A 12,545-nucleotide genomic window follows, 5' to 3' on the forward strand; every position below is an offset into this window, starting at 1 on the left:
TGAATTTACAAGAGTTCGGGGATCAATCTGCTATCGACATGCTGTGTCCAGTCGCTGAATAGACTGCTGGTCGTGCTTTCAAGGTGCGCTCGGTAGGCCTGACACATTGCTTGTAAGCGCGCCTCGTCACAGGCCAGCGCATCGACTTGCAGCCAGTCGCGCCAGGGGTGGATCAGGCCCCAGTTTGGGTCGTCGATCAGGCTATTCGGCAAGCGGTAATGCAGGGTGGGGCGGGCCTTCACCCGCGGGTCGTCGATATGCTGGCGCAGCAATGTTTCGTTCATATGGGCAAACAGTGGCAGCATGTCCAGTGCGCGGTTGCGTGTTGGGTTGAAATGGATGTAATCCTCGATGAGTTCATCCGCGCTGGGCTGGTAGTTTGCTGCCAGCACCTTGCGCATATAATCGCGCTTAAATGGGTCGATATAGCTGGTCAGGCGCCGGCTTAAATCGACTCTGCTGCGCTGCTTGAGCCAGTCGTATAAACAGATAAAGGCGCGAAAATAGTTGAGTACCGTCGCGGGCTCGCAATCGGGCATCTCTGGATTTAAGTGCAAGCCAAAGGCGTTTTTGGCCGACGCTTCTGTGCCCTTGGCGCCGGCGAGGCGCAAGCGAAGAAACAGATCTTCCAACTGCCAAAGCTCACTCAGCGCGATGGGCGGGGCGACGATCTCAAAGGGCACCAGCTGTTTGGCAACGAGCCCAACTATCGACTCGGTGAGTTCCTCAAAGTCATTGCCGGCACCGGCCTGTTCTCTGTCTCGCCCAAGCTTTTTAATATACGCGGAGTCGAGCTCGACCCCGAAGGTGCCAAAGGGCGTGTCAGTCACTTGGTATTCGTAGTCGGACTGACGTTCGATACGGCCGCCAAAGCAGTCGACGATTGTCTCGGCAATGGCATCCATTTCCATTCCGGTAAACTCAATTTCCACACCCAGCCTGCGCTCGCTGCCGCTTTCGGCAGTGCGGGCGGATGGCAATGGCCACAGACTGGCGCGGTAGTCATTGGGTTTTGATGTCATTCGCGTCTCCGATAATGTTGGCGATAGGCTTCAGTGAATCTACGTGCTTGCAGACCACTTGGAACAGGGTGAGCAGGGGGACGGCCAGCAGGACACCAGGGGCACCCCACAGCCAGCCCCAAAAAAAGATCCACAGGAAAACAATAATCGGGTTCAGGCTGAAGCGCATACCGTGAATAAAGGGGTCGACAAACTGCCCCACCAGCGCGGTGAACAGGGCATAGCCCAGCGGCGCGACAAGTACCAGAGCCGGTGTTTGAAAGCTGACGGCACTGACGATGGTCAGCAGCATGACCGTAATGCTCACCCCGAGATAGGGGATGTAGCGCAGCAGCGCGGCAACGGCGCCCCACAGCGCAGGGTCGGGGAAATCCAATAACCACAGACAAGCGGTGGTGATAGCCCCGACGCCAACGTTGACCAGAGTGATGGTCAGCAGGTAGCGCGACATTTGCTCCTGGGCGTGGCGAGCCAGTTGGGTGGCTGCGGCCTTATCCTGCTTGTTGGGCAGGCTATTAATAAACCGCTGCATCAGGGCATCGCCTGAGCTGAGCAAGAAAAATAGCAGGATGATGCTGAGCGTACCGTAGACGCCGAAGTTGCGCGCGATCTCCCAAATCTCGCCACGCCAGCCGGTGTCGGCGATTACCACCTTGTTTATCTTGGGGTTCGCGGGGCCGGAGAATTCCTCGGCCAAACTGTCGATGCTCGCGGTGGCGGCATCGACATTGCTGCGCTCACTGTTGACCTCGCGCAGGTGGTCGCGGATCACCTCTGCCGCTTCGGGGGCGCGCTGCAACCACTCGCTGGCTGGCGATGCCAAGGCATAGAAGCCAGCGCCAATACTGCCGATGCAGGCCGATAAAATCAGTAGCGCGGCTGCACTGCGGGGCAGCCGCCAGCACTGCAAGCGACTCACAGCAGGTGCTAACAGCAGGGCGAAGATAAGCGCCAGCGTAATTGGCAACATGACGTCGCGCGCAAGCCTAAGCGTATAAAGTACCGCTAAGACCGCCAGCAGGCGCAGGGCCCAGTCGCTGTGTTTCGAAGATTGTGTGTTATGCATTTTCTGAGTCTGTATTTGCCCAGTGTTTGAGGGGGCGCAGAGCGCGAAGGGTTAAAAAGGTCATCAGGCTTACCACGATCGCGATTTCGTAGCGCTGCCAAGCCACCGCCGTGCCAATGGCGCCGGTTGCCCAGATTGCCGCGGCCGTCGCGGTGCCACTAACAGAGCCACCCTGCTTAAGAATGGCGCCGCCACCGATAAAACCGATGCCACTCATCAAACCATACATTAAACGCGCGTGAGATTCCGAGCCACTTAAGATGTCTCGGCCAATAAGCAGGTAGGCGCAGCAAGCAATGGCCACCAGTGGGAAGGTTCTCAAGCCGACGCCGCGCGACTCAACTTCGCGGTTCCAGCCGATTGGAATAGCGAGTAGGTAGGCGATAGCCAGCTGCGTTAAGTGGTGGCCGATCAGCGGCCAATTTATATCAGCGATTATGGGCATGGCGCGGTGTTACTTTGCCGGCTCTCGCGGCCCGAATAGCCACCAGATGATTAGCCCGAGAAGGGGTAGCAGTAAAATAAGCACGATCCACAGCAGCTTATTTGCAGAGCTGTTGCGACTTTGAACGATGTTTAGAATGGCCCAGATGTCGGCGATAAAAATTAATAAGCCGAAAAAACCGGTGATCTGTAACTCCATGTTGGCCCCCGTTATTTTTAGGCCCGGCGATGCCCGGCCACTGAATAATAGAGTAGTTTGTCGACGCAGAGTTCACCAATACAAAAACGCCGCCCGAAGGGGCGGCGTTCTCAAACTGCTGTTTACCCAGGTTTAGTTGTGGGCGTGCAGCATGTCATTGAGGGCGATCGCTGACTTGTTTGTCAGCACCTCAATGGCACCATTTTTGGAATTGCGGCGGAACAACAGGTCCGATTGACCAGCCAGGTCGCGGGCCTTGGCAGTACCTGCGTGCTCACCTTTTTCATCGATCATGGTGACGACTGATCCAGCGGTAATGTACAGGCCGGCTTCTACTGTGCAGCGGTCGCCCAGTGGAATACCCACACCAGCATTGGCGCCAATCAGGCACTCTTTGCCGATGGAAATAATAATATTGTTGCCGCCGGACAAGGTGCCCATGGTTGAACAGCCACCGCCCAAGTCGGAACCGGAACCAATCATGACACCGGCTGAGATGCGCCCTTCAATCATACCGGGGCCTTCCGTACCGGCATTAAAGTTTACAAAGCCTTCGTGCATGATGGTGGTGCCTTCGCCGAGATAGGCGCCTAGGCGCACGCGCGCGGTGTGGGCAATACGAACACCGGAGGGCATAACGTAGTTCGTCATTTTGGGGAATTTGTCGACGGACATGACCTCAAGCAATTCACCGTTCAAGCGGGCTTCCAATTGGCGCTGGGGCAACTCACGAAGGTCGATAGCGCCTTGGTTGGTCCAGGCAACATTGGGCAGAACGCCAAACAGGCCGCTCAAGTCCAGAGAGTGTGGCTTGGCCAGGCGATGAGAGAGCAGGTGCAGCTTCAAGTAACCCTCGGGTACCGAGCTGGGGGCAGCGTCCTCAGCCAGCAAGGTAACAACCAGCGCCTGCTTGGCGGTTGCCAGCTGTGCAGCGATATCGGCCTGGGCGCTGTCGCCTGCGGCCTTCAGTGCTTCAGCGACGCGGCTCATTTGCTCGCTGTTTACGGTAATTGCCGCATTGCCGCCTTTGTACTCAACAATGGGGGCGATCGCCGCGCACAGGGCTTCGGCGGGTTGTAGCAGTGGCTGGGGGTAGAAAATATCCAGCCATTCGCCTTTGCTGTTTTGGCTGCCTAGACCCAGGCCCAGGCTAAATAGTGCGTTACTCATTAAGGTTCTCTCTTACAGGCTTAAAGCGTGTGGTGGGTAAATAATTGCTCGTAGTGCTCGGCTTTAAAGCCGAGCTGACGCGCGCTGCCGGTGTCGAGCAGCGGGCGTTTCATTAATGTTGGATGCTGCAGTAGCAGCTGCACTGCCGAGGCGTCGTCATCAATTGTGCGGCGCTGTTCATCATTTAGCTGTTTCCACGTGGTGCTGCGCTTATTGATCAGGCTGTCGCCCAGCTCTTGCAGCCAGTTGTGCAGTTGCTCGGCGGTAAGGGCCTGTTCGCGGACGTCGTGGAACTGATAGTCGACATTGTGATCATCCAGCCAGCGGCGCGCCTTGCGCACCGTGTCGCAGTTTTTTATTCCGTATAAAGTCGTTGTCATGGCCAATGCTGTGTTCTGAAAAGGCTCGGCATCATAGCAAAAAGCCGCGCTGCGTTCACGGCGCGGCCGCGCTCGGCCGCCGCGCCATTGATGTATTTAGGCCTTGCGGGTTTTCTTGGGGTGTTTTCGCTGGGGATAGCAGGTGGTGCATATCTCACAGACGGTGCCGTCGCAGCCACGCGCGCTGCAAAATTCGCGGCCGTAGTAGATGATTTGCAGGTGCAGGGCATTCCAGCGGTCTTTGGGGAATAGCCTTTTCAGGTCTTTCTCGGTTTGGGCAACGCTTTTGCCGTTAGTCAGCCCCCAGCGCTGCGCCAGGCGATGAATATGGGTATCGACCGGAAAAGCGGGCACGCCGAAGGCCTGCGACATGACGACGCTTGCCGTTTTGTGGCCGACTCCGGGCAGGGTCTCCAGTGCTTCCATGTCTTCCGGCACCTGGCCATTGTAGTCGGCAAGCAAAATTTCCGAGAGCCGCTTGATGGCTTTCGACTTCTGCGGAGACAGGCCACAGGGGCGGATGATCTCGCGAATGTCGTCGACACTTTGCTGGGCCATGTCCGCCGGATTGTCGGCGAGCGCAAACAGTGCCGGGGTCACTTGGTTGACACGCTCATCGGTACACTGGGCCGACAGCAGTACCGCCACCAGCAGAGTGTAAGGGTCTTTGTGGTCCAGTGGGATTGGCTGGGTGGGGTAGAGCTCGTCGAGACGGCGCAAAATAAAGTCGACGCGCTCAGCCTTCAGTAAGTTACGCCCTGGTTCGCCTGCGTTCATGTGTTGAGCGTCTCCACATAGCGGCGAATACGCTGGGCGGCCTCGACACAGTTTTCAAGCTCGGCGACCAGCGCCATGCGCACATAGCCACTGCCGGGGTTGCTGCCATTCACTTCTCGCGAGAGGTAGGAGCCGGGCAGCACGGTGACATGCTGTTGATCAAACAGCTGTTTGGCAAATTCCGTGTCGGCGATGGGCGTTTTTGCCCACAGGTAGAACGAGGCTTCGGGCTGTTGTACGTCTAAGCAGCCGCCCAGCTCCTCTAAAACCCGAGCGAATTTCTCGCGATAGAGATCGCGATTTTCTTTTACATGGGCCTCGTCGTTCCAGGCAGCGATGCTGGCAAGTTGGTGTTGAATGGGCATGGCGCAGCCGTGATAGGTGCGATACAGCAGGAAGTCGGCCAGCACTTTGGCATCCCCTGCGACAAAGCCTGAGCGCAGGCCGGGCAGGTTGGAGCGTTTCGACAAGCTGTGGAACACGACGCAGCGCTCGTAATTATCGCGCCCCATTTCCGCACAGGCCTGCAACAGGCCTGCGGGCGCGTGTTGCTCGTCAAAATATAGTTCGGAGTAGCATTCATCGCTGGCCAGGATGAAGTCGTACTTATCTGCCAGACGAATCAGCTTTTGTAGCGTGGCGACGCTGGTGACGGCGCCGCTAGGGTTGCCCGGGGTGCATAGGTACAACAACTGGCAGCGCTGCCAAACTTCCTCGGGCACGGCGTCGTAGTCAGGAATAAAACCATTGCCGGCGTTACAGGCGAGAAAGTGGGGTTGTGCTCCGGCTAATAGCGCCGCGCCTTCATAGATTTGGTAGAAGGGGTTGGGGCTGCATACCAGAGCGTCATCACTGGGGTTGACGACGGCTTGGGCAAAGGCGAACAGGGCCTCGCGGGTGCCATTGACCGGCAGCACCTGCGTTTCAGGATCTAAAGTCTTCAGGCCAAAGCGGCGCTCGGTCCAGTGCGCAATACTTTGGCGCAACTCGGCTATTCCCTTGGTTGTGGGGTAGTTGCTGAGTCGGCCGAGCTCATTGGCCAGGGTGTCGGCAACAAAGCGCGGCGCAGGGTGACGGGGTTCGCCAATGGATAGCGGAATAGGCGGCAAGTCGCTGCTGCTGGTGCCTAATAAGGCACGCAGTTTTTCAAAGGGGTAGGCCTGTAGCGTTTGTAGGCGCGGATTCATTAGGCTGATTTACTCGCTTTTTCATCCAGCTCGGAACAAATCGCGTGTTGAATTTGTTCACACAGTTGGGGGTCATTAATCGGGCGGTTGTCTTCGTCGGTGACAAAGAACACATCTTCAACGCGCTCGCCGAGGGTGGCGATTTTGGCATTTTGCAGGTGCACGCCGTAGTCATTGAAGATCAGTGCCAGCCTGGCCAATAGGCCTGGGCGGTCTGGGGTAATGACTTCAAGCATGGTGTGACCTTTATTAAGGTCGGTGGCCATACTGGTGCGCGTGGGGGTGGAGAATAGGCGCATTTGTCGCGGCATGCGGCGACTGCTGAGGTCAGGGGAGTCGTCGGGTTTCTCAAGTTGCTGAGTTAAAAACTCGGTGATCTCACGAATGCGTTCGGGGTTGTCGCCAATGGGTTCACCATCCACACCGAGTACGTAAAAGGTATCCAGCGTGTAGTTGGTCCCGGTATTGTAGATCCGCGCATCTTGTATGCTGAGGTCAAGTTGTTCCATGGCGCCAGCGAGTACCGCAAATGTGCCTTTACGCGACGGTGTGTGCACAAAGATTTGCGTTGCGCCTTCGTGGTCCAGCAGTCCGCCTTCCTTCACCAATACCAGTGAGTCCTCGGGCGAGGTGCGCTGAGCGATAGCGCGGCAGTGCCAAACAATATCGTCGACTTGCTCGCGAATAAAATAGTCTTCACCGGTGCTTTTCCACAGCTCGCGAATTTCTTCTTCGGTAAAGCCGTAGTCTTCGAGCTTTTCGATAGCACCAAGCTGGGTCTCTGCAATCCACTCCTGCTTATCGATGGGGTTTTCCAGGCCGCGTCTCAGGGCGCGGCGCGTTTCTGCATAGAGCTGGCGCATCAGCGAGGCGCGCCAGGAGGTCCACAACGTGGGGTTGGTCGCATTGATATCGGCAATGGTTAAACAGAACAGATAGTCCAGGTGCTGCTGGTCACCCATTTCCAGGGCGAAATCGCGGATCACATCGGGGTCCTGGATATCTTTGCGCTGTGACACCGAGGACATCTCTAGGTGTTTTTCCACCAGCCAGGCAACGAGGTTGGTGTCGCGCCGGTTTAGCCCGAGGTATTGGCAAAATTCGCGCGCATCCACTGCGCCCAGGGTGGAGTGGTCGCCGCCGCGCCCTTTGGCAATGTCGTGGAAGAGTCCGGCGAGGAACAGTAATTCGGGCTTGGGCAGGCGCTGCATGATGCGGCAGGCCATTGGGTAGACCTTCACCATGTCCGGGTAGCGGAAGCGGCTGAGGTTCTTGATGAGTTCCAGGGTGTGGGCGTCGACCGAGTAAATATGGAAAAGGTCGTGCTGCATTTGACCGGTGATTTTGCCAAATGCCGGGATAAATTTTCCGAGTACGCCAAAGCGCTTCATTCGACGGAGGTTGAGTGCGACGCGCTGTGGAGCGCGCAATAACTCCATAAAAAACCGCTTATTGCGCGGATCGGCGCGAAACTCGTCGTCGATTAAGTGACGCGATTTGCGGATCAGCCGAATGGTGCTGGCACGCACGCCGTCGATAGCGTCGTGATGGGCCATTAGCACAAAAATTTCCATCAGCGCGGAGGGCGTTTTTTCAAACACCTTTTCGTTGCTAACTTCGATATGGCCGTTGCGGATGCGAAAGCGCGGATTGAGCTCAAGTACGGTCTCCGCCTCGCAGGCGCGGAGAATGGTTTCGTCGAAGTGCTGCATCAGTACGTCGTTGAGCTCACCCAGGTGCTGCGCCCAGCGGTAGTACTGTTGCATGAAGCGTTCTACGGCGAGTTTGCTGTCGTCGTCTTCGTAACCGAAACGAGCGGCCAGGGTTCGCTGGTGATCAAACAGCAGGCGGTCTTCTTCACGGCCAGTGATTAAATGAAGGGCGAAGCGCAGGCGCCAGAGGTAATTCTGGCCGTCTTTTAGCGTGTCGAGCTCTTCCTGGCTTAAAAAGAGTTTTTCACGCAGCTCGTCGATGGATTGGGCGCCAAAGTGGCGTTTTATCACCCAGCCGATCATTTGAATGTCGCGCAGGCCACCGGGGGAGCTTTTAATATTTGGCTCGAGGTTGTATTCGGTATTGGCGTACTTGCGGTGGCGACTGATTTGCTCGTCCCACTTTGCCCGGAAAAACTCGGCGCTGGGCCAAATTTGGTCAGGGCCGACTTCGTTCATCAACAGCTCGTGCAGGTCGGCATTGCCCTCAAGCGGGCGCGACTCCATCAGGTTGGTAACCACGGTGATGTCGTCAATGGCGGCTTGGCGGCATTCGTCGATGCTGCGCACGCTGTGACCGATCTCCAGGTTGATATCCCAAAGACGGGTGATAAAACCTTCGATATTTTCGCGGTAGTTGTGTTGATCATCGCGGCTGAGAATCAGCAGATCGATATCCGAGCAGGGGTGCAGTTCGCCGCGCCCATAGCCTCCAACGGCAATTAGGGAGATGTCGTCCCCCCACTGATACTGCGACCATAGGTTGCGCAGCAGAATATCGATTTTTTCTGAGCGCAGTTTTACCAGCGTATGTACAGCCTCGTCGGCGTCAAAGCGTTCCCGGAGCTCATCCTGGAGCTCGCCGAGGTACTGTTTATAGGTCGCGATTAAATTATCGGACTGGGCCGTGGCATCCTGCAGGGCCTCTGCATTCAGAAGCGTGCTGCTCATAGTGATTAACCTTTATAGAAGGGCTCGTCGGGGCGGGCGGTAAGAACTTCCACGCCATCGGCGGTAACCGCCATGGTGTGCTCCCACTGTGCCGAGAGCCGGCGATCTTTGGTGGTAACGGTCCAGCCGTCTTTCAGATTGAGCTTGGTGTGTTTTTTGCCGGCATTGATCATCGGCTCAATCGTGAAGGTCATGCCCTCTTTTAATACCAGGTCGTTGCCGCGATTGTAGCCCTCGCCATAGTGGAGAACCTGAGGGTCTTCGTGGAAGCCTCTGCCAATGCCGTGGCCGCAATACTCTTCCACCACGCTGTAGTGGTTGCTCCGTGCATGTTTGGCGATCACTGCGCCGATATCGCTCAGGCGCGCGCCCGGTTTAACCAAGGCAATGGCTTTATACAGGCATTCCTGAGTCACGACGCACAGGCGTTTTGCATGCTCGGGCACATTGCCGACGTAGTACATGCGGTTGGTGTCGCCGTGCCAGCCATCTTTTATAACGGTGACGTCAATATTGAGCAGGTCTCCATCCTTCAACACCTTTTTATCCGAAGGGATGCCGTGGCAAATGACTTCGTTTACCGAGGTACAAATGGATTTCGGGAAACCGTTGTAATTAAGGGGCGCCGGAATGGCTTGTTGTACATCGACGATATAGTCGTGGCAGATCTTATCGAGTTCAGCGGTGGTAACGCCGGGGCGAACGTGCTCGGCGATCATGTCCAGCACTTCGGCGGCCAAGCGTCCTGCCACGCGCATGGCGGCGATTTCCTCAGGGGTTTTGATAGTTACATTCATAGTGGGGTGATCTGCCCGGATAGTCGTTAAACTGAAAACAGCGCATTGTAGACTATCGCCGCAGCAGACGCGATTGCTCAGCCGTGTCATTGCCGTCAGTCGCGTGATTTCTGCTTTATGTCGCTGGGGCCTTGTGGTATAAATACGCGCCCCGAAAGCAGGCCCTCCTGCCGAAAGGGCATAAACGACGCGCATTCGTCGACACGTAATCCCGGGTGCTGCAGCATGGCTGTGGTTGGGTTGCGGGGCGGGTGCAAGTTCCTAACCCGATGAAAATCAAGGAAAAATCATGTCTCATGTAAGCATGCGTGAAATGCTGCAAGCCGGCGTTCACTTCGGTCACCAGACGCGTTACTGGAACCCCAAAATGGCACCCTTCATCTTTGGTGCCCGCAACAAAATTCACATCATCAACCTCGAGCACACTGTTCCTGCGATGAACAATGCCTTGGACGCGCTGGCTAAGCTGGGTGCGAACAAAAACAAGGTGCTGTTTGTTGGAACCAAGCGCGCTGCCGGTAAAATTATTGCCGAGCAAGCTAGCCGTGCCGGTATGCCCTATGTGAGCCACCGCTGGTTGGGCGGTATGCTGACAAACTACAAAACTATCCGTCAGTCTGTTCGTCGTCTGCGTGAGCTGGAAACTCAGGCTCAGGACGGTACTTTTGACAAACTGACCAAGAAAGAAGCCCTGATGCGTCACCGCGACATGGAGAAGCTTGAGCGCTCCATCGGTGGTATCAAAGAAATGTCAGGCCTGCCTGATGCGCTGTTTGTTATCGACGTTGATCACGAGCGCATTGCTATCCAAGAAGCTAACAAGCTGGGTATTCCGGTATTTGGCATCGTGGATACGAACAGCAACCCCGATGGCGTTGATTACGTAATCCCCGGTAACGATGATGCGATCCGTGCGATCAAGCTTTACGTTACTGCGGTAGCTGATGTGATCATCAATGCTGGCGCTAACGCCGCAGTTGCTGCCGACGAGTTTGTTGAAGTAGCGCAGGAAGAAGGCGACGCAGCGGCCGAGTAATTGGCCTGTGTAATCGCGTAAAAGGGGGCAAGGCCCCCTTTTTTTGGATATTTATTGAGCAGGCCCGCAGGGTGGGCCGAAATCAAGCCCAAACAAGAGGATTTTAAGATGGCTGTTTCAGCAGCAATGGTTAAAGAGCTTCGCGAGCGCACTGGTCTTGGCATGATGGAGTGCAAAAAAGCACTTAATGAAGCCAATGGTGACATCGAACTGGCGATTGAAGAGCTGCGTAAGTCAAGTGGTATGAAGGCGGCTAAAAAAGCCGGCCGTACTGCTGCTGACGGTGTTGTTGCAACAAAAGTAGCCGAAGACGGTAGCTATGCTGTGGTTGTGGAAGTGAACAGTGAGACCGACTTTGTCGCTCGCGATGAAGGCTTCCTGAGCTTTGTTGACTTGGTTGCTAACAAAGCCTTTGCTGAAAAGCAGGACGATGTGGCTGCGCTGATGGCGGGTGAGCTGGAAGTTGCTCGCGAAGCGCTGGTACAAAAAATTGGTGAAAACATCTCGGTTCGCCGCATTCAGGTGCTCAGCGCTGAAGCGGGTGTTGTGGACAGTTATGTTCACTCTAACAACCGCATCGCTGTGTTGGTGGCCCTGAAAGGTGGTGATGCTGAATTGGCGCGCGATGTTGCCATGCACGTGGCTGCAGTAAACCCCCGTGTTGCCAAGCAAAGCGATATGCCCGAAGAAGAAGTTGCCAAAGAGCGTGAAATCTTCACTGCGCAAGCGCAGGAAAGTGGCAAGCCAGCTGAGATCATCGAGAAGATGATTGAAGGCCGTATCCGCAAGTTCCTGTCGGAGAACGCTCTGGTTGATCAGGCTTTTGTTAAAGATCCTGAGCAGACAGTGGGCAAGTTGCTGAAGAATGCCGGTGCCGACATTCAAACCTACATTCGTTTCGAAGTAGGTGAGGGCATCGAAAAAGAAGAAGTCGACTTCGCAGCCGAAGTGGCTGCACAGCTCAAGGGCTGAGTCGCGGAAGCGGGGCCTCAAGGCCCCGTTTTTCTATGCGATGATTAAAGTGTGTGCGGAAAGTTGATTTGCAGGGGTGAAATATGTCCACTCAAAGTCGGGACAAAAAATACAAGCGCATTCTTCTTAAACTGAGTGGCGAGGCCCTGATGGGGCAGCTCGGTTTTGGCATTGACCCCAAGGTGCTCGATCGCATGGCACTGGAAGTGGGGCAGCTCGTGGGTATTGGTGTACAAGTTGGCCTGGTTATCGGCGGCGGAAATCTATTCCGTGGTGCAGCACTGCAAACGGCAGGCCTGGATCGTGTAACCGGCGACCACATGGGTATGCTGGCCACCTTAATGAACGCACTGGCCATGCGCGACGCGCTCGAGCGCAGTAATATCAAGTCGTCGGTAATGTCGGCGATCCCGATGAGCGGCGTGGTTGACCACTATGATCGCCGCAAGGCCATCCGCGCGCTGAGTCGCGGCGAGGTGGTGATTTTTGCCGCGGGGACAGGTAACCCCTTTTTCACGACCGATTCTGCAGCGTGCCTGCGGGGTATTGAGGTCGATGCGGACCTGGTGCTTAAAGCCACCAAAGTGGATGGCGTGTACAGCGCTGACCCAATGATTGATCCCGATGCTAAGAAATACGACCATTTGAGTTACGATGAGGTCCTGGACAAGAAGTTAGAGGTCATGGATCTCACGGCGATTTGTCTGTGTCGCGACCACGAGATGCCGCTGCGCGTCTTCGCCATGGAGCAGCAGGGTGCGCTGTTAAATATTGTGGTCGGTGGCAACGAGGGAACTTTGGTATCAGCGGGCTAGTGCCGCGGTGCCAATTG

13 protein-coding genes are annotated in these 12,545 nt (G+C 56.0%); 3 read left to right on the forward strand and 10 right to left on the reverse strand.

The window, feature by feature from the left end:
• Positions 1–5: 5 nt before the first annotated feature.
• The 10 genes from AC2Q8J_RS16075 to map form a co-directional block, all read right to left on the reverse strand.
• Entirely contained in the window at positions 6–1,022 is a 1,017-nt protein-coding gene (locus AC2Q8J_RS16075) for an amidoligase family protein (protein WP_486451799.1), read from the reverse strand.
• The gene (locus tag AC2Q8J_RS16080) at positions 1,003–2,088 is read right to left on the reverse strand and encodes an AI-2E family transporter (protein WP_374973026.1); all 1,086 of its coding nucleotides are present in this window, start codon (positions 2,086–2,088) and stop codon (positions 1,003–1,005) included. The genes AC2Q8J_RS16075 and AC2Q8J_RS16080 overlap by 20 nt, the downstream gene beginning before the upstream one ends.
• Positions 2,081–2,533, reverse strand: a complete 453-nt coding sequence (locus AC2Q8J_RS16085; RefSeq protein ID WP_239547693.1) for an MgtC/SapB family protein — start codon at positions 2,531–2,533, stop codon at positions 2,081–2,083. Before AC2Q8J_RS16085 ends, AC2Q8J_RS16080 begins: the two co-directional genes overlap by 8 nt.
• Before the next feature lie 9 nt (positions 2,534–2,542).
• The gene (locus AC2Q8J_RS16090; RefSeq protein WP_027873600.1) at positions 2,543–2,731 is read right to left on the reverse strand and encodes a PLDc N-terminal domain-containing protein; all 189 of its coding nucleotides are present in this window, start codon (positions 2,729–2,731) and stop codon (positions 2,543–2,545) included.
• 132 nt (positions 2,732–2,863) lie between these two features.
• A complete protein-coding gene (gene dapD, locus AC2Q8J_RS16095) occupies positions 2,864–3,901 on the reverse strand; it encodes a 2,3,4,5-tetrahydropyridine-2,6-dicarboxylate N-succinyltransferase (RefSeq protein ID WP_286695879.1) in 1,038 nt (345 codons plus the stop codon).
• Positions 3,902–3,921: 20 nt separating this feature from the next.
• Positions 3,922–4,281: an ArsC family reductase gene (locus AC2Q8J_RS16100; protein ID WP_286840069.1), complete on the reverse strand. Its 360-nt coding sequence runs from the start codon at positions 4,279–4,281 to the stop codon at positions 3,922–3,924.
• Between the two features lie 96 nt (positions 4,282–4,377).
• Entirely contained in the window at positions 4,378–5,058 is a 681-nt protein-coding gene (nth, locus tag AC2Q8J_RS16105) for an endonuclease III (RefSeq protein WP_027873603.1), read from the reverse strand.
• Positions 5,055–6,245, reverse strand: a complete 1,191-nt coding sequence (gene dapC, locus AC2Q8J_RS16110; RefSeq protein WP_486451800.1) for a succinyldiaminopimelate transaminase — start codon at positions 6,243–6,245, stop codon at positions 5,055–5,057. The genes nth and dapC overlap by 4 nt, the downstream gene beginning before the upstream one ends.
• On the reverse strand, positions 6,245–8,908 hold the full coding sequence (locus AC2Q8J_RS16115) for a [protein-PII] uridylyltransferase (protein ID WP_486451801.1): 2,664 nt from the start codon (positions 8,906–8,908) through the stop codon (positions 6,245–6,247). The genes dapC and AC2Q8J_RS16115 overlap by 1 nt, the downstream gene beginning before the upstream one ends.
• Before the next feature lie 5 nt (positions 8,909–8,913).
• Positions 8,914–9,705, reverse strand: a complete 792-nt coding sequence (gene map, locus AC2Q8J_RS16120) for a type I methionyl aminopeptidase (protein ID WP_286695874.1) — start codon at positions 9,703–9,705, stop codon at positions 8,914–8,916.
• A 289-nt stretch (positions 9,706–9,994) separates the two neighbouring features.
• On the opposite strand from map, the gene rpsB reads away from it, so the two are divergent.
• The 3 genes from rpsB (at position 9,995) to pyrH (ending at position 12,528) form a co-directional block, all read left to right on the forward strand.
• Positions 9,995–10,741 (forward strand): 30S ribosomal protein S2, encoded by a 747-nt coding sequence (gene rpsB / locus AC2Q8J_RS16125; protein WP_027873607.1) that lies wholly within the window; start codon positions 9,995–9,997, stop codon positions 10,739–10,741.
• A 108-nt stretch (positions 10,742–10,849) separates the two neighbouring features.
• On the forward strand, positions 10,850–11,713 hold the full coding sequence (gene tsf, locus AC2Q8J_RS16130; RefSeq protein WP_027873608.1) for a translation elongation factor Ts: 864 nt from the start codon (positions 10,850–10,852) through the stop codon (positions 11,711–11,713).
• A gap of 83 nt (positions 11,714–11,796) precedes the next feature.
• A complete protein-coding gene (pyrH, locus tag AC2Q8J_RS16135; protein ID WP_286695873.1) occupies positions 11,797–12,528 on the forward strand; it encodes a UMP kinase in 732 nt (243 codons plus the stop codon).
• The last annotated feature ends 17 nt before the right edge of the window (positions 12,529–12,545 follow it).

Source organism: Spongiibacter sp. C9W, from assembly GCF_057370015.1.